Genomic DNA, 16748 nt, shown 5'->3' with positions numbered 1-16748 from the left:
GAGAGCAGACGTGGCTCGTATCGCTGGCGTCAATATCCCGACGAATAAGCGCGTTATCATTGCGCTGCAGTACATCCACGGGATCGGCGACAAGTTCGCCGAGGATATCTGCACCAAGGTTGGCATTCCGGCAGAGCGCCGCGTCAACGAACTTACCGACGCTGAAGTCATTCAGATTCGTGAAGCTATCGACCGCGATTACGTCGTGGAAGGTGATCTGCGCCGTAATGTGGCGATGAATATCAAGCGCCTGATGGATCTGGGTAACTACCGTGGCCTGCGCCATCGTCGTGGCCTGCCGGTCCGCGGTCAACGTACCCACACCAATGCCCGCACCCGCAAGGGTCCGGCAAAGGCGATCGCTGGCAAGAAGAAATAAGTGTTCGTGCTTCGGCGCGAGATTGTTGGGGCAGGGAGCGGTGCTCCAGGTGAAGCTGCTGGTATTACGGCAGCGCAGATATCGACTAGAGGACTGAAATGGCTAAGACTGAAACCACGCGCGTCAAGCGCAAGGAACGCAAGAACATTACCTCGGGCGTTGCCCACGTGAATGCTTCGTTCAACAACACCATGGTTACCATCGCCGACATGCAGGGAAACACGATTTCCTGGTCGTCGTCGGGCGTTATGGGTTTCAAGGGTTCGCGCAAGTCGACCCCTTATGCTGCTCAGGTCGCAGCTGAAGATGCCGCCAAGAAGGCCCAGGAACATGGCATGAAGACCCTTGAGGTCGAAGTGCGCGGTCCCGGTTCGGGCCGTGAATCGGCGCTTCGTGCCCTGCAGGCCGCTGGCTTCAACGTCACCTCGATCCGTGACGTGACCTCGATCCCGCACAATGGCTGCCGTCCGCGCAAGCGGCGCCGCGTTTAACGACGACACCAAGCTCCTGGCCTGTTTCGGGCCGGGAGTTTTATTGCGTTTGCGGCGGTGCGGCCGGGCAAGGGCCGCGATTTTGAAAGGAATTACCTGTGACGATCCAGAGGAACTGGCAAGAACTTATTAAGCCGACCAAGCTGGAGATTGTTTCGGGCAGCGATAACGCGCGCGTGGCCTCGGTTGTTGCCGAGCCGCTTGAGCGCGGTTACGGGCTTACCCTTGGTAATGCCCTTCGTCGCGTGCTGCTGTCGTCGCTTCAGGGCGCGGCTGTGACTGCAATCCAGATTGACGGCATCCTGCATGAATTCTCGTCGCTTCCGGGCGTACGTGAAGACATTACCGACCTCGTTCTCAACGTGAAGGAAATCGCGTTGAAGATGGGTTCGGAAGGCCCCAAGCGCCTGGCTCTGTCCAAGCAGGGTCCGGGCTCGGTAACCGCTGGCGACATCAAGGTCACCGGCGATATCGAAGTGCTCAATCCTGAACTCGTGATCTGTCATCTTGATGACGGCGCCGAGATCAACATCGAATTCACGGTCAATACCGGCAAGGGCTATGTCGCTGCCGATAAGAACCGTCCCGAAGATGCGCCGATCGGTTATATTCCGGTCGATGCTCTGTTCTCGCCGGTGCGCCGCGTTTCGTACAAGGTCGATGCGACCCGTGCGGGCGAAAGCCTCGACAAGGACAAGCTGACCCTGCAGGTCGAGACCAATGGCGCCATCTCGCCGGAAGACGCCGTGGCTTATGCTGCGCGTATCCTGCAGGACCAACTGTCGGTCTTCGTGAACTTCGAAGAGCCCAGCAAGGAAAAGACCCAGGATTCCGTTCCGGAACTGGCGTTCAATCCTGCACTGCTCAAGAAGGTCGACGAGCTCGAACTGTCGGTGCGTTCGGCAAACTGCCTCAAGAACGACAACATCGTTTATATCGGCGACCTGATCCAGAAGACGGAAGCCGAGATGCTGCGGACGCCGAACTTCGGCCGCAAGTCGCTCAACGAAATCAAGGAAGTCCTGGCACAGATGGGGCTTCATCTCGGAATGGACGTTGCCAATTGGCCACCCGAGAATATCGATGACCTCGCCAAGCGCTACGAAGATCATTATTGATCGCGCGCTGCCAAGCACTTTAGGAGACAACCATGCGCCACGGTAATTCAGGCCGCAAACTCAATCGGACGGCCAGCCATCGCAAGGCGATGTTTGCCAATATGTCTGCCGCTCTCATCAAGCACGAGCAGATCGTGACGACCTTGCCCAAGGCCAAGGAACTGCGTCCGATCGTGGAAAAGCTGGTGACCCTTGCCAAGCGCGGCGATCTGCACGCTCGCCGTCAGGCGATCGCCCAGATCCGCGACGAAGATCAGGTCCGCAAGCTGTTCGCCGTTCTCGGCGGCCGCTACAAGGAACGTCAGGGCGGCTATATCCGCATCATGAAAGCCGGCTTCCGCTACGGCGACAATGCCCCGCTGGCAGTGATCGAATTCGTTGACCGCGACGTCAACGCCAAGGGCCTCGACAGCGGCCCGGTCTATGGCGGCAACGACGAAGCCGAAGCAGCGTAAGACTTTTACGCCAAGCAGATTTGAGGCGGCCACGGGAGATCGTGGCCGCTTTTTTGCGTTCTGGATATGGAGCAGGCTCAGAGGTTTCTTGGAGACCTCACGGCGAGCTTGGTGAAACGCGAACTCAAGTGAGTGGAGGTGGGAGCAGGGCCGCGTCCTTCGACAGGACCAGGATCAGGTTAGTGAGGGGGCAGTTATGGGCCAGGGCCGCTACGGCATAAGCCCCCACGCTGCATAGACTGCCTTCACCTCCTGTAAGGAGCGACAAAATACGTGCGGCAGACCCGCTGCCCGCGCTGCAGCCTCATATTTGGCATTGCTGTTGCGAGACACCCAAATCCAGCGGACCATCTCCCACTTGACGCTGTCGATATTGCCTTCCATCCCGCCGGGCCGTTTTTTGGAAAACAACGTGCGGCGAAAATAGCGCCAGTAGCGACGCAGGTGGTGGTCACCGATGATGATGATACCAGTCGCGCGGGCCAGGCGTTGTGGCAGAAGCACAGAATAATTCCCCTCCATGATCCAGCTGTGTGCCTGTATGGCGCCGTCATGCAACCGCTGGAAATCCGCGTCGGTGCGCTGCACCCAGTCGGTGTTGGGCAGGTGGCGAAGAAGGTCCAGATAAACCGGTTCAATCTCAAGTTTGCGGCCAATCGCCTCTGTTAGCGTCGATTTGCCGGAATTGGATGGTCCCATGATCATGATCCGGCGGCCCATCGCCTCCAGGTCTGGTATCCCGTCCATTTGTTCCTCCAACAAAAAGCCACCCCAGCTTTTGGCTGAGGTGGCCAGCAATTTCCAGACTGAACCTATTATTCCGGCTGCACGTCCTTGCCGGTGTAAACTTCATCGACCCAGAACCGGTCGCGACGGTCGAAGCCGTTGAACGGGGTGAGCGAGGCCTGGGTATAGGCGCCCATCAAGCCGAACTCGATCCAGTCGTCTTCGTCGATATCCGCCGGCAGGGTGAACACCTGGGGCAACACGTCATAGCTGTCGCAGGTGGGGCCCCAGATGGTGAATTCCGAGAACTCGGCGTTATTGTCATGCACACGGGCGCCGCGCCAGACACGGACCGGCGGGGTGAAGTGCATGAACTTGACTTCCATCAGCGAACCATAGGCGCCGTCATTGACATAAACCGACTGGCCGCCGCGCTGATGCTTTACGCGCAACAGCAGCGAGGTCGAGGAGGTGACGAGCGCACGGCCTGGCTCGATGATCAGTTCCGGCTTTTTCTTCTCGCCGAAATGGTCGTTGACCGCCGTCGCGATGGTTTCAAAGTAATATTCCATCGGCGGCGCTTCGCTGGTCGGGTATGGGGCCGGATAGCCACCGCCGATATTGAGGCGTTTCAGTTCGATGCCGGATTCTTCAACGATACGGGCTGCGGCGGCGATATGGCGCTCATAGGCATAGGCGTCTTCGCACTGGCTGCCGACATGGAAGCACAGGCTTGGTGTATAGCCCATCTGGTCGACCATGGTGACGATTTCAGCGGCGCCCTGTTCCATGACGCCGAACTTGATGCCGAAGTCATAGGACTTCAGCGCCTTGCCAGCCTTGAACCGGGTGGTCACTTCCACATCGCGCGATGGCGACACCACGGCGGCAAGCTGATCGAGCTGCTGCGGATGATCGATGGTGAAGGAGCGGACGCCGAACTCTTCATAAGCGCGGGCGATTTCGCGCTTGTTCTTGATCGGATTGTTGTAGTGCATTGCGGCGCCCGGCGCATTGTCGCGCACCAGTTCCATTTCGGTATTGGAGGCGACATCGAACGCCTTCAAACCTTCGCGATGCAACTGAGCAATGATGTGTGGGGACGGGTTACACTTGACCGCATAGGTCAATAGCCCGTCAAAGCCCTTGCGAAAGACCTTTGTGGCCTTGTGCAACTCACGTTCGGAGAACAGAAAACTCGGGAAATCCGGAGCTTCAGCGGCAATTAGCGCAGAGGTGTTCGGGTAAACGTGGTTCGGCTCGTCTGCCATTGGTCCAGGTGCCTTTCCGGGCTTGGTATGCGTAAAAGAAACGCTGCATATAGGGCCGGTTGATCCTCACCGCAAATGATTATTTCGGCGGAACTTCGCCTAGTGTTGTGACACCTTAATGGCGACAAAATCAGGGCGTTTCGCTGGGTTCATCCGACGGGCAGATCGCGCCCGTCTCTGTTTCCTATTGATGGTGCCAGCCATGTCTCTGCGTCGGTTTCCTTTGGCCTTTGCCGCCCTGCTTGCTTTGGGCGCGTTTGGCTACTTCGCCCTGTCGCCGCTGTTGCGTGATGCAGCGATTGCCTCACCCAACCTCGTGGCGGAGGCGACGGTTCCTGCCGCGCCAGAGCCGGAGCGCGTGGTGCCGCTGAGCGATGGGCAGGTGAAGCTGAGCTTTGCTCCTGTCGTCAAGCAAGTGGCCCCTTCGGTCGTCAACGTCTATTCGACCAGGATCGAGCAGCAATCGGCTTCGCCCTTCGCCAATGATCCGTTCTTCCAGCGGTTCTTTGGCGGGCAAGGTGACTTCCAGAGCCGGCCACGCGAGTCGCAGGCCTTGGGCTCGGGCGTCATCGTCGACGGCTCGGGCATCATCCTCACCAACAGCCATGTGGTCGATGGCGGCACCGAGGTGCATATCTCGCTCTCAGATGGCCGCGAATTCCCGGTCGATGTGGTGCTCGACGATTCCAAGACCGATCTGGCGGTGCTGAAAATCCACGATCCCAAAGGCGAAACATTCCCTGCGCTACCCTTTGCCAATTCGGACGATCTGCAGGTGGGCGATCTGGTGCTGGCGATCGGCAATCCGTTTGGTGTCGGACAGACGGTGACCAGCGGCATCGTTTCGGCACTGGCGCGCACCGGGGTGGAAAGCAACAATTACGAGTTCTTCATCCAGACCGACGCGGCGATCAATCCCGGCAATTCGGGCGGCGCACTGGTGGATCTTGATGGCCATCTGGTGGGCATCAATACCGCTATCTATTCGCAAAGCGGGGGCTCGGTCGGCATCGGTTTTGCCATCCCGTCCAACATGGTCCGCGTTGTTGCCGATGCGGGCCTGAATGGCGGCACCATCGTGCGTCCATGGTTCGGTGCCAAGTTGCAGACCGTCACCGCCGATATCGCCGCCAGCATGGGCATGCCGGCGCCGCACGGCACGCTGATCACCGAACTGGCGCCCGGTGGCCCGGCCGAACGCGACGGCTTCGCCGACGGGGACGTGATCCTTGCGGTCGATGGCCTGCCGGTCGACGACCCGAGCGCCTTCAATTTCCGCCTGGCCACGCGCAAGGTCGGCACCAAGGCAATAGTTTCGCGCATTCACAACGGCCAGACTGCCGACATATCCCTGACGGTGGAGGCCGCACCCGTTGCCGATACTGCCAAAGTCAGCGGCAACACGGCATTTGCCGGGACAAGTGTGTCCGCCATGACGCCAGCCCTTGCGGAAGAAAAAGGCCTGCCCTACGACGCATCTGGAGTTATCGTAACGGCGGTTGAATCCAATTCGGCCGCTGAACAGATGGGACTGGCTGTGGACGACGTTATCATTGCGCTGAACGGCCAGAAATTCCCGGACGCCAAGTCGTTCGAACAACTGGCTTCGCAGCGCATGCGCACCTGGCAGATCGAATTGCAGCGCGGTGGCCGCACCATCCGCAGCGTTATTGGAGGCTAAATGGCGGATCTGTTTGCGCCGGACCCGGTCGATCCCGCCGATGAACCGGCTGGCGCACGTCCGCTCGCCGACCAGTTGCGACCCAAAACCCTCGATGAGGTGATCGGCCAGACCCATATGCTGGGTCCGGACGGCACCTTGCGGCGCATGATCGCTTCTGGCCGGTTGGGTTCGCTGATCCTGTGGGGCCCGCCGGGAACCGGCAAGACCACGGTGGCGCGACTGCTGGCCGATCAGATCGGCTACAAGTTCAAGCAGATTTCGGCGGTGTTTTCGGGGGTCGCCGATTTGAAGAAGGTGTTCGAGGAGGCGCGCTTCGAGCGACTGTCCGGTCGCAAGACGCTGTTGTTCGTCGACGAAATCCATCGCTTCAACCGCGCCCAGCAGGATGGCTTCCTCCCGGTGATGGAAGACGGCACCGTCGTGCTGGTCGGAGCGACGACCGAAAACCCGTCGTTTGAACTCAATGCAGCCCTGCTGTCGCGCAGCCAGGTGCTGAGGTTTGAATCGCTGTCGCTTGAAGATCTGGAAAAACTCGCGCAACGCGCCGAGACGCTGACGGGCGATACCCTGCCGCTTGATCCGGAAGCCCGCGCCACCCTGATGACGCTGGCGGATGGCGACGGGCGGGCGCTGCTCGGGCTGGTGGAGGAAGTGTTTGCCTCGGCCAAGCCCGGCGAGATGCTGGACAGCGCGGCGCTACTCACCGTAGTGCAGCGCCGCGCCCCGATCTATGACAAGGCACAGGACGGCCACTACAATCTGATTTCGGCGCTGCACAAAACCATTCGCGGCTCGGACCCGGACGCCGCCTTGTATTATTTCGCGCGCATGCTCGATGCTGGCGAGGACCCGCTGTTCCTGGCGCGCCGGTTGATCCGGATGTCGGTGGAGGATATCGGCCTTGCCGATCCTCAGGCACTGCCGCAGGCGGTAGCGGGGCGCGATGCCTATCAGATGCTCGGATCGCCGGAGGGCGAACTGGCGCTGGCGCAGGTGGTGGTCTATCTGGCCCTCGCTCCCAAATCCAACGCCGTCTATACCGCCTTCAAGGGCGCCACCAGCGTGGCCAAGGCCACCGGCTCGCCGATGCCGCCAATGGTCATCCTCAACGCCCCGACCAAGATGATGAAGGGTGCGGGCTACGGCGATGGCTATGTTTATGACCATGATACGCCGGAAGGCTTCTCCGGCCAGGAATATTTCCCCGAAAAGATCGGTCGCCAGCAATTCTACCAGCCGGTTGAACGCGGTTTTGAGCGCGAATTGAGCAAGCGTATGGACTATTTCGGGCGGCTACGCACCGCCAGACGCGAGGGCGAAACCAAATGACGGGATTTGTACTGGTTGGCGTCGGCGGCGGCATTGGGGCGATGATCCGCTATGGCTTCGGCATGCTGGTCGGTCGCGTCTGGACCATGAGCTTTCCGCTCGCCACGCTGTTGATCAACATCCTTGGTTCGCTCGCCATGGGCCTGTTCATCGGCTGGCTGGTCAAGGCGATGCCGGCTTGGGCACCCGAGGCGCGGCTGTTTGTGGCGGTGGGCCTCTTTGGTGGCTTCACGACCTTTTCGTCGTTTTCGCTCGACACCATCACCCTGATCGAGCGCGGGGAACTGGTATCGGCTGGCTTGTATGTCGCCTTGTCGGTTGCCGTTTCGGTGCTCGGCCTATATCTGGGTCTTTTGATTACCCGGGGAATGCCCGCATGAGTGCGGTTCAACAGCGCGAAGTATCCAGCGACGAAGACGGCATGCGGCTCGATCGCTGGTTTGCCCATCACTTTCCGCAGCTCGGTTTTGGCCGTCTGCAGAAGCTGATCCGCAATGGCGAAGTCAAGGTGGACAAGGCCAAGGTGACCACCAATACCCGCCTGTCCCCGGGACAGACCGTGCGTATTCCGCCGATCGATGATCCTGAGACCGTCAAGCCGGTCAAGGTCAGCAATGCTGATGCCGAATTCATCACCTCGCTGATCATGTACGAGGATGATGATATCTATGTACTGAACAAGCCGGCCGGCCTTGCCGTGCAGGGCGGCAGCGGCACCTTCCGCCATATCGATGGCATGCTCAAAAGCCTGCCCAACAAGAAGGGCGAACCGCCTCGGCTGGTGCATCGTCTCGACCGCGATACCTCTGGTTGCCTCGTGGTTGCCAAGACCCACGCTGCCGCCAGCCATTTCGGCACCGTGTTCCGCTCGCGCTCGGCCCGCAAGATCTACTGGGCCATCGTGGCAGGCAATCCAACCCCGCGCCAGGGCGAAATCTCTTGCTTCCTGGGCAAGCAGAAGACCCTCGATGGCGAGCAAGTCGTCGTGGTCAAGAACGGTACGCCGGGTGCCCAGCACTCGATGAGCTATTATTCCACCACTGACACCGCCAGCCGTCGCTTTGCCTGGGTGACGCTGAAGCCGGTAACCGGCCGGACGCATCAGTTGCGCGTCCACATGGCTCAGCTCGGTACGCCGATCATCAATGATCCGCGATATTTCAATATCGAGAACTGGCAGGGCACGCCGGGTCTGGGCGAAGGGCTGCACTTGCACGCCCGCCGCATCGCCATTCCGCTGCGCAACGGCAAGCGCCTGGATATTTCCGCGCCGCTGCCGCCCCACATGCAGCAGACTTTTGACGCACTCGGTTTCGACGCGGGCCGCTATGATGCCCAGCAGCAGGACCCCGAGGAAGAGGCATGAGCCTGATCATCTTCGACATGGACGGCACGCTGATCGATAGCGGGGCCACCATTTCGAGCCGGGTCAATGGCGCGTTTGCCGCGCTTGGCCTGCCGCAGCCGTCTGCGGAGGCCGTCCGCGCCAATGTGGGCCTGTCGCTGCCGCTCTATATGGGCCAGGTGGCTGATACGACCGACGAAGACCTGATCGCGCGGCTGATGCACGCCTATCGAGAGATTTCAGCCCTCGCGCCGCCCGGCCAGATGCCGCTCTTTGCTGGCGCGCAGACGGCGCTGCAGCGGCTGTCGATGCGTCCGCAGACCATCCTCGGTGTTGCCACCGGCAAGGGCCGGCTTGGCCTTGATCGGGCGTTATCGCAGACCGGCATTGGTCACTATTTCAAGACCTTGCAGACGCCCGACAATAATCCGTCCAAGCCCCATCCCTCGATGCTGCTGACGGCGATGGACGAATGCGGCGCGACGCCCGCTGAAACCCTCATGATCGGCGACGCGGTGTTTGATATTCAGATGGCGCGGGCCGCCGGCGTACAGGCGATCGGCGTCGGCTGGGGCCTGCAATCGCCAAAGGATTTGTTGCGGGCCGGCGCGGCGCGGATCATCGATAGCTTTGATGATCTGGACGCCGCTATCGACGAACTGCTGGAGTAGACCATGCGCGATCAACTCGAAGAGGCCGCCAAGCACCGGGACGACGGCTATGGCCGGGCCCAGCATCTGAACAAGGTGCAGCTGCCGAAGCGGTTCTACAAGGAAGTCGGCGTGCATCCGGTCGATGGCGGCTTCAATGTCACGCTCGATGGCCGGCAGGTGAAGACGCCGGGCATGAAATTGCCGGTGATCGTGCCGGTCGCCGGCATTGCTACGGTGATGGCCGAGGAGTGGGCGGCGCAGGGCACCCATATCGATCCAGCCGGCATGCCTATGGTTCGATTGGTCAATTCGGCGCTGGAGAGCGGCGAGGCGATGATTCCGGCGTTCCGCGAGGAAGTGATCAAGTTCACCGGCAATGACCTACTGCTCTATCGCGCCGCGCATCCCGAGGCGTTGATCAGGGAACAGGAAGCCGCCTGGGACACGGCGCTGGTCAAGCTGGCGCGGCACTTTGGGGTAAGCTTCCAGCCGACCATCGGCATTATCCATCAGCCGCAGCCAGCAGCGATGCTGGCGCGGATGGGGGAGGCGTTGCAGAACGAGGGCCTGCTGGTGATGACGGCAATGGTCTCGATTACCGGACTCACTGGTTCAGGACTTCTGGCTATCGGCTTGTTGCATCAGCTGTTTACCCCGGACGACGTCTGGGCGGCAGCCCATGTCGACGAGGATCACCAGATCCGGTTTTGGGGCACCGACGAGGAGGCCGCCGAACGCCGCGCCATGCGCCGACGCGAATATGACACCGCGGTCAAAGTACTGGAAGATATGCGCAATTAGCGCTTCAATGTGACGATCCAGTCGGCGACGTCCGGCGCGATTTCGCGCAACGGATCGAGCACGAAGCTGCGGTCGTGGGCGAATTTGTGCGGCAGGGTCAGGCGATCGCTGACGATTTCGACGCGTTCATAGGCGATGATGTCGATATCGATCAGGCGCGGGCCCCAGACTTCCTTGCGGATGCGACCCATCGCCAGCTCGACGCCGAGGCAAACATCGAGCAATTCCAGCGGCTTGAGATCGGTCGATACCGCGATGGCCATGTTGGCGAAGTCCGGCTGATCGGTTTTGCCCCATGGCTTGGTGATGATGACGCTCGACCTGGCGGTGACACTGACGCGCGGATGCATGTCCAAGGCCAGTATGGCCTCGGCCAGTTGGGCTTGCGGATCGCCGATATTGGCGCCGAGACTGAGCCAAGCGGTTGATTGCATTTAACTAATCCGGTGGCGGTGCAGTTCGATGGCGGCCTCGCCGCGCACCATGGCGATGGGTGCCTCGGGCTTGCGGACGCGGATCTTGATCCAGTTGACCTCGACATAGGCAGTAAAAACCGCATCGACGATGTTCTGTGCAACCGCCTCGATCAGATGCATCCGCTTGTTTTCGAAGGCGAATTTCACTGTGTCGTAGATCGCCGCGTAGGACACGGTCTGGCTGATGTGATCGGTATTGCCGGGGGCGGAGAGATCGACGCCGCATTTAAGATCGATGAAGAATCGCTGGCCCAGGCTTTTCTCTTCGCTCATCAGCCCATGGTAGCCGTAAAAGCCCAGGTCTTTCAGGATGATACGGTCGCCCGAAAACTTCTTGGCCATGGTCTATCCTCGCTCGGTCGAGGGACCATACAGCGTTGCCTGCGCAATTCGAAGGGCGTCGCGATTGGGTTTTACATCATGGACGCGAAAGATGTGGGCGCCGTTGGCATAGGCCAGAACATTGGCGGCGATGGTGCCCGCAAGACGTTCCGATGGCTCATTGTGCAGGACCTTGCCGATCATCGACTTACGCGAGGTACCAATCAGTACCCCGAAGCCGCAATTGGTTAGCCGTCGGGTAGCGTTGAGCACCGCATAATTGTCACTCAGTGACTTGCCAAAGCCAAAACCCGGGTCAAGCACCAGACTTGTCCGGCTTATCCCCGCAGCTTCCGCAAGTGCTACAGTGCGTTCAAAATAGCGGATGATGTCATCGACGATTGGTTTGTCAGGGTCGCGCGCGACGTCCCAATGCATGGCGATGACCCCAGCGCGATGCAGCGCAGCCACGGCTGCCATATCGGGATCGCGCTGCAGGCCATGCACATCGTTGATGAGGACGGCGCCGGACTGCACGGCCTGGTCGGCGACCAGCGGCTTGTGGCTGTCGATGGAGATCGGTGTGGTGACGCCGGCGGCAATCAGGGCTTCGATCACCGGGATGACACGGTCGAGTTCTTCCTGGGTCGAAACGGGCGTCGAGCCGGGGCGGGTGCTTTCACCGCCGATGTCGATGATGTCGGCGCCTTCGGCGATCATGGCGAGGGCATGCGCTACAGCGGCATCGATCAGGTTATGGGCGCCGCCATCGGAAAAGCTGTCCGGCGTGACGTTGAGGATGCCCATGATGGTTGGCATCGGGCCGAGGCGCAGCGTCTGGCCGTTGGGCAGGGGGATGGCGTGGGTGGAGTGCATCGCGAGCCTCTAGGTGCCCGGATGAAGTAGCGGGTTTTGCTTTTGCCGGCCAGCGCAGACCAGAGAAGCGAGCCCCCACCCTCCTTCCCTCCCCCTGGAGGAGGAGGGAAGGAGGGTGGGGGACGCTGGATCAGGACTGGCCCTATGAGGCCGGCTGCGGCTGATGGTCGAGGAACGCAATTGCCGTGGTCGCCAGCGTCGGGTTGATGAAGATGTCGTAATGCGTTGCCCCAGGCAGCACGGCGAGGCGGTTGGCGTTCATGTTCATGCCGCCCCAGCCGCCATCGGTGTGGCCGCCGCCGAGCAGCTCAAAGAAATGGGCGGCGTGAGCGGTACGGACGCTGTCCCAATCGGCGAAAACCAGGAGGGTCGGTGATTTGATGGCGGCGACTTCGGCCGAGTAGTCGTAGTCGGCGCCGACGAACTTGCCCATCTTGTCGAGCAGGACCGGCCAGTTGTTCACATCGGGCGCGACAGAAGCATAGGCCTGGTACATCGGTGTTTGTTTCATCGACTCGGCCATGGCGCCGCTGATCGATTTCATGCCCTGCTGATTGAAATCGTGCCAGCCAGAGAAGGCATAGGGCACTGAGGCCAGTACCAGGCGGCCAACCGCCTCCGGATGATCGATAGCCAGCCGCATGGCGATCAGGGCGCCCATCGAATAGCCCAGCACATCGGGCTGTTCCAAGCCAAGATATTTGATCAGTTCGGCGACGTCGGTAGCCATGGCCTTGGCGGTCATCGGGCGGTCAAAGGGCAAGGTATGGCCGTGGCCCTGCAGGTCGACGCCGATGACCTGACGGCCCGCGGCAAGGGCATCGAGCACCGGACCAAACATGGTCATATCGCCCAGACCGCCATGCAGCAGCACCAGCGGCTTGCCGCTGCCGAATACGGCATAATAGACCTCGACGCCATTGACGGGGGCGTAACCGGATTTGGATGGGGTCGGCATGATGAAAGTTCCTTCCTGGGCTTGAACAGAGTTGAGGACCGGTAGGGCAGACGCAAGGCCCATGGCGGCGGTGAGCGTGAGAAACTGGCGGCGATGCATGGTGAAATCTCCAGCGTTGCAGCGACGTGAAGGGGCTATCGCGCCACAGCGCGTTGGGTATTTTCGTGGTGGTCAGGTTGGCTTAGCGCCGCACGGCGTAGCGGATGTGGGTAGCAAAAGGTCCGTCGGTGACCCTGAGCTTTTCGAGCTTGATGCCGTCCGGCAGGTCGTCGAACAGGCGCACGCCGCCGCCCAGCAGATAGGGAGCGATGTGAACGAGGATTTCGTCACAGAGGCCGGCGGCCAACGCTTGTTTGCCGGGCGAGGCGCCACCGAGCTTGATGTCCTTGCCGTTGGCAACAGCGCGGGCCTGGTCGATGGCGCTGGCAATGCCATCGGTGACAAAGGTCAGGTTCGATGGACCCTTTGGGAACTCCTTCGGCGGATTGTGGGTCAAGACGAACACCGGGCAGCCGTGGATCGGGTGGCGGCCGTCCCAGCCATTGGTAATGTCATAGGTGCGCCGCCCGAAGATGAAGGCGCCGGATTCTTCCAGCATCAGATCCACCTGTTCGCGATTGGCGCCGGGAGCCGGGCGGAACAGCGGGCTGGTAACCTCTTCGGTACCGGACTGATACCAATCGAAAATCCGCATCCCACCGTGCTGGCCGAGCGGGTATTGCTTGCCATCGTTGGGGCCAGCGACGTAGCCATCCAGCGACATGGTCATATCGACAACAACTTTGGTCATGGTGCGATCTCCATGGTGTTGAGGTGGAGGTCCAGCTTGGCAAAGCTGGAATGAGTGCCTTCGACCCAGCCCCGGCGAACGGCGGTGTCGCGATCGGCGACGCTGTCAAATTCGGCGCGGATTGTCAGCAGGGTTTCAGCTGCGCCCTGTTCAGCAAAGGTGATGGTGCGCAGGAAGCCCGGCGGTGGATTTTCGCCCCAGACTGCGCCCTTGGCCGGAGCGTTGCGATAAACGATCCGCTCCGGCTCGACGATTTCGATGAACTGATTGTCGGTGGGCAGGTCGCGCCCATCCGGACCACGCATCACATGATGCCAATGCCCGCCAACGCGAAAATCCATCTCGCAGACCGGGTTGGAATAGCCCTCCGGACCCCACCATTGAGCCAGATGGTAGGGCTCGGCGAACGCCTGCCACATCAGCCGGCGTGGCGCCTTGAAGGTGCGGGTGATGACCAGCACCTTTTCCTGTTCGGTCGGCTCGGTGAGTTCGGTGAGCATGGCAGGCTCCGATCAGGCGTTTTGTGGCGCGCGGGCCAGTTCGATCAGGATCTGGTCGAGCCGCAGCAGGCCCTGGCGCACACCCAGTTCCATGCCCGAGGCCAGCATGCCGTCGCGCGCTTCGGTGGTGCCCAGATTGGAAACGATCGTGTAAAGCGTCCTGTTCCCGAGGTCCTCGAGAGTAGCGGTATCGGTAGCCATCTGGCCGTCATACATGCCCTCGACACCGAAGGTCTGCACCGACAGTTCCGGGGCGATCAGTTCGAGATACTCGCCGTGAAAAACGATGACCTTGCCATCGGGGAGATGGGTTTCGATGCGATAGCCGCCGCCGACATACCAGTCGAAGCGGGTGATGACGTTCTTGTAGCCATCCGGCCCCCACCAGCGCACCAGATGCTCGGGCTGCGACATCGCCTTCCACACCAGGGCGCGAGGCGCATTGAGGGTGCGGGAGATGATAACGGCAGGCTCATTGGCGGCGGGTGTGATCTTGAGATCGTCCATGATGGGTCTCCTTGATTGGCTGGTTCAGTTCTTGGTGCCGTCCGGATCGCCCTTCTGCAGCTCCTGCAGGTAGCTCTCCAGACGATCCAAGCTTCCCTCCCAGAAGCGGCGGTAATTTTCGATCCAGCCGGCAACGGCCTTGAGTGGCTCGGCTTCCAAATGGCAGGGACGCCACTGCGCCTCTCGGCTTCGGGAGATCAGGCCGGCGGTTTCGAGCACCTTGAGATGCTTGGACACGGCGGCAAGGCTCATGTCGTAGGGCCGCGCCAGATCGGACACTGTGGCATCGCCCAGAGCCAACTGGGCGAGGATGCCCCGACGGGTCGGATCGGCAAGAGCGGCAAGGGTAGCGCTGAGCTGGTCAGGAGCCATTTGTATTGAACCGATTAGTTGTAAACTGATTGGTTGAATACGATGTGCACGGATCGCTGTCAACCGTTTCGTTAAATACGTTGCTGCTTTCCTAGCCCCGTCGGGGAGAGGGTGGATCGACCCAGCCGAGACGGGTGAGGGGGCGCTGCGCGCCACCTTCTCCCCGATGGGGCGAAGAAAGGGCGCCTTCACTCAATCACCCCAACCTGCTAAATCCCCGCCGATGGCTTCAGTCGTACCCTTCTTCAAACGGTTTATTCCCAGCCTGGCGCCAGTCAGCGCCAGCGAGCGCGTACGCGCTTCGGTGGGGGCAATCGTTGGTATCCTGATCACCGGGTTGGTGGCCGGATTTGCGCTGCGCAACAGCCATGATCTGCCGCTGTTGATCGCGCCAATGGGAGCTTCGGCGGTGCTGCTGTTTGCGGTGCCCGCCAGCCCTTTGGCGCAGCCGTGGTCGATCATGGGCGGCAACACCATTTCGGCGCTGATCGGGGTGACCTGCGCGCTGGTGATCACCGACCCGGTCATCGCCGCGGCGGTGGCCGGTGGCCTGGCCATTGCGGCGATGATGGCGCTGCGCTGCCTGCATCCGCCCAGCGGCGCAGTGGCGCTGACGGCAGTGCTGGGTGGCCCGGCGATCCACGCGGCGGGCTATGGCTTCGTGTTGTGGCCGGTGGGGCTGAACTCGCTACTGCTGCTGATTGCAGCTTTGGTGTTCAACAACCTGACCGGGCGGCGCTATCCGCACCTGGCGACACCCCCGGCGCCAAAGGCCGATCCGGCGCCGGTGTCGCGACTGGGCTTTACCAGCGCCGATCTCAATGCCGTGCTGGCCGATTACGATCAGGTGCTGCCGGTGGGCACCGACGATCTGGAAGACATTTTGCACCAGGCCGAAATCCGCGCCTTCGAGCGACGCTCGGGCGGGGTGACGGCCGGACAGGTGATGTCGCGCAAACTGGCACAGGTGACGCCGGACACGCATCTGCGCGAGGCGCTGGCACTGCTGCGCAGCCATCATATCAAGGCGCTGCCGGTGGTGGACCGCGAACGCCACGTGGTGGGGATTTTGACGCAGACCGATCTGCTGGATAAGGCCGATTGGGGCACTTCGACCGGCAGCGGGCTGGGCTATCGGCTGCGCGCGATCACCAATTCGGACAAGTCGCTGCGCGGCATCGTGGGCGACATCATGACCACGCCGGTGCAATCGGTGCCGCTCGATCTGCCGATTGCCCAACTGGTGCCGATCATGACAGCGGGCGGGCATCACCACCTGCCGGTGGTGGATCGCAATGGCATTCTTGAGGGGATCGTGACCCAGTCCGATGTGATCGCGGCGCTGTTTAGTGTTGGGACTGATAGGGCGTCTGAATAACTTGGATTTGCAGTCTACACCCTCCCCCTTGTGGGGCTTTGTAGCGTCCCGCAGGGCATTTCGCGCCAGTGGCGCGAAATGAGCGAAAAAGGCCATGAGAGCTAAGCTCGAATGGCAGGGGATCAAGGGTGGGGGCGGGCAAGCCCGAACACGGCGACTCCGCACACCCCCTCCCGGCCTCCCCCATCAAGGGGGAACTGTTTACCTACGATCCTTTTTGGATTCTTGTGCTGTGCAAGTGATTTGCTCAGGAGGATGGGATGGATTGTCCCCGGTGTGGTGGTGCGCATCTGATCAGGCGCGGTTTCAAGTCTGGTT

The 16748-nt window shown here is 61.1% G+C and carries 22 protein-coding genes; 11 read left to right on the top strand and 11 right to left on the bottom strand.

What is annotated here, in order from left to right; genetic code table 11:
• Window positions 1-10: 10 nt before the first annotated feature.
• The 4 genes from rpsM (at window position 11) to rplQ (ending at window position 2443) form a co-directional block, all read left to right on the top strand.
• Window positions 11-379: a 30S ribosomal protein S13 gene (rpsM, locus tag ABIT12_RS12815; protein WP_348042665.1), complete on the top strand. Its 369-nt coding sequence runs from the start codon at window positions 11-13 to the stop codon at window positions 377-379.
• 98 nt (window positions 380-477) lie between these two features.
• Entirely contained in the window at window positions 478-870 is a 393-nt protein-coding gene (gene rpsK, locus ABIT12_RS12810; RefSeq protein ID WP_046138391.1) for a 30S ribosomal protein S11, read from the top strand.
• Between the two features lie 98 nt (window positions 871-968).
• Entirely contained in the window at window positions 969-1988 is a 1020-nt protein-coding gene (locus ABIT12_RS12805; protein ID WP_348042664.1) for a DNA-directed RNA polymerase subunit alpha, read from the top strand.
• Between the two features lie 32 nt (window positions 1989-2020).
• Window positions 2021-2443, top strand: a complete 423-nt coding sequence (rplQ, locus tag ABIT12_RS12800) for a 50S ribosomal protein L17 (protein WP_348042663.1) — start codon at window positions 2021-2023, stop codon at window positions 2441-2443.
• Window positions 2444-2653: 210 nt separating this feature from the next.
• Here the strand turns inward: rplQ and ABIT12_RS12795 are convergent, their stop codons facing one another.
• Both ABIT12_RS12795 and ABIT12_RS12790 read right to left on the bottom strand, forming a co-directional pair.
• A complete protein-coding gene (locus tag ABIT12_RS12795; protein ID WP_348063357.1) occupies window positions 2654-3241 on the bottom strand; it encodes an AAA family ATPase in 588 nt (195 codons plus the stop codon).
• A 17-nt stretch (window positions 3242-3258) separates the two neighbouring features.
• Entirely contained in the window at window positions 3259-4440 is a 1182-nt protein-coding gene (locus tag ABIT12_RS12790; protein ID WP_348042661.1) for a hypothetical protein, read from the bottom strand.
• Between the two features lie 202 nt (window positions 4441-4642).
• Between ABIT12_RS12790 and ABIT12_RS12785 the strand changes: the two genes are divergently transcribed.
• Genes ABIT12_RS12785 through ABIT12_RS12760 form a run of 6 tightly spaced genes read left to right on the top strand, consistent with a single transcriptional unit; the run spans window position 4643 to window position 10252 of the window.
• Window positions 4643-6121, top strand: coding sequence for a DegQ family serine endoprotease (locus tag ABIT12_RS12785; protein ID WP_348042660.1), 1479 nt, complete (start codon window positions 4643-4645; stop codon window positions 6119-6121).
• The gene (locus ABIT12_RS12780; RefSeq protein WP_348042659.1) at window positions 6122-7453 is read left to right on the top strand and encodes a replication-associated recombination protein A; all 1332 of its coding nucleotides are present in this window, start codon (window positions 6122-6124) and stop codon (window positions 7451-7453) included.
• The gene (crcB, locus tag ABIT12_RS12775; protein WP_348042658.1) at window positions 7450-7833 is read left to right on the top strand and encodes a fluoride efflux transporter CrcB; all 384 of its coding nucleotides are present in this window, start codon (window positions 7450-7452) and stop codon (window positions 7831-7833) included. Before ABIT12_RS12780 ends, crcB begins: the two co-directional genes overlap by 4 nt.
• Window positions 7830-8819 carry an RluA family pseudouridine synthase gene (locus ABIT12_RS12770; RefSeq protein ID WP_348042657.1) on the top strand — a complete coding sequence of 330 codons (990 nt, stop codon included), beginning with the start codon at window positions 7830-7832 and terminating at the stop codon, window positions 8817-8819. Before crcB ends, ABIT12_RS12770 begins: the two co-directional genes overlap by 4 nt.
• On the top strand, window positions 8816-9469 hold the full coding sequence (locus tag ABIT12_RS12765; protein WP_348042656.1) for an HAD-IA family hydrolase: 654 nt from the start codon (window positions 8816-8818) through the stop codon (window positions 9467-9469). Before ABIT12_RS12770 ends, ABIT12_RS12765 begins: the two co-directional genes overlap by 4 nt.
• Before the next feature lie 3 nt (window positions 9470-9472).
• Complete coding sequence (locus ABIT12_RS12760; protein WP_348042655.1) at window positions 9473-10252, top strand: ATP12 family protein; 780 nt, start codon at window positions 9473-9475, stop codon at window positions 10250-10252.
• Here ABIT12_RS12760 and folK read toward each other — a convergent pair.
• The 8 genes from folK to ABIT12_RS12720 form a co-directional block, all read right to left on the bottom strand.
• Complete coding sequence (gene folK / locus ABIT12_RS12755) at window positions 10249-10686, bottom strand: 2-amino-4-hydroxy-6-hydroxymethyldihydropteridine diphosphokinase (protein WP_348042654.1); 438 nt, start codon at window positions 10684-10686, stop codon at window positions 10249-10251. The genes ABIT12_RS12760 and folK overlap by 4 nt on opposite strands.
• Window positions 10687-11070, bottom strand: coding sequence for a dihydroneopterin aldolase (gene folB, locus ABIT12_RS12750; protein WP_348042653.1), 384 nt, complete (start codon window positions 11068-11070; stop codon window positions 10687-10689). It lies immediately after the preceding gene.
• A 3-nt stretch (window positions 11071-11073) separates the two neighbouring features.
• Window positions 11074-11925 carry a dihydropteroate synthase gene (gene folP, locus ABIT12_RS12745; protein WP_348042652.1) on the bottom strand — a complete coding sequence of 284 codons (852 nt, stop codon included), beginning with the start codon at window positions 11923-11925 and terminating at the stop codon, window positions 11074-11076.
• Between the two features lie 142 nt (window positions 11926-12067).
• Window positions 12068-12883, bottom strand: a complete 816-nt coding sequence (locus ABIT12_RS12740) for an alpha/beta hydrolase (RefSeq protein ID WP_348042651.1) — start codon at window positions 12881-12883, stop codon at window positions 12068-12070.
• A 181-nt stretch (window positions 12884-13064) separates the two neighbouring features.
• On the bottom strand, window positions 13065-13673 hold the full coding sequence (locus ABIT12_RS12735) for a dihydrofolate reductase family protein (RefSeq protein WP_348042650.1): 609 nt from the start codon (window positions 13671-13673) through the stop codon (window positions 13065-13067).
• Window positions 13670-14173, bottom strand: a complete 504-nt coding sequence (locus tag ABIT12_RS12730) for an SRPBCC domain-containing protein (RefSeq protein ID WP_348042649.1) — start codon at window positions 14171-14173, stop codon at window positions 13670-13672. The genes ABIT12_RS12735 and ABIT12_RS12730 overlap by 4 nt, the downstream gene beginning before the upstream one ends.
• 12 nt (window positions 14174-14185) lie before the next feature.
• Entirely contained in the window at window positions 14186-14680 is a 495-nt protein-coding gene (locus tag ABIT12_RS12725; protein WP_348042648.1) for an SRPBCC domain-containing protein, read from the bottom strand.
• Window positions 14681-14704: 24 nt separating this feature from the next.
• Entirely contained in the window at window positions 14705-15052 is a 348-nt protein-coding gene (locus ABIT12_RS12720) for a metalloregulator ArsR/SmtB family transcription factor (RefSeq protein ID WP_348042647.1), read from the bottom strand.
• A 223-nt stretch (window positions 15053-15275) separates the two neighbouring features.
• Here ABIT12_RS12720 and ABIT12_RS12715 point away from each other — a divergent pair, with 223 nt between their 5' ends.
• Entirely contained in the window at window positions 15276-16430 is a 1155-nt protein-coding gene (locus tag ABIT12_RS12715; RefSeq protein ID WP_348042646.1) for an HPP family protein, read from the top strand.
• A 122-nt stretch (window positions 16431-16552) separates the two neighbouring features.
• Here the strand turns inward: ABIT12_RS12715 and ABIT12_RS12710 are convergent.
• Window positions 16553-16748: hypothetical protein (locus tag ABIT12_RS12710; protein ID WP_348042645.1), on the bottom strand; the 196-nt coding region annotated here is incomplete at its 5' end.

It is taken from the genome of Devosia sp. (assembly GCF_039927955.1).
Lineage (GTDB): Bacteria > Pseudomonadota > Alphaproteobacteria > Rhizobiales > Devosiaceae > Devosia.
This window is presented reverse-complemented; position numbering and strand designations above follow the sequence as displayed.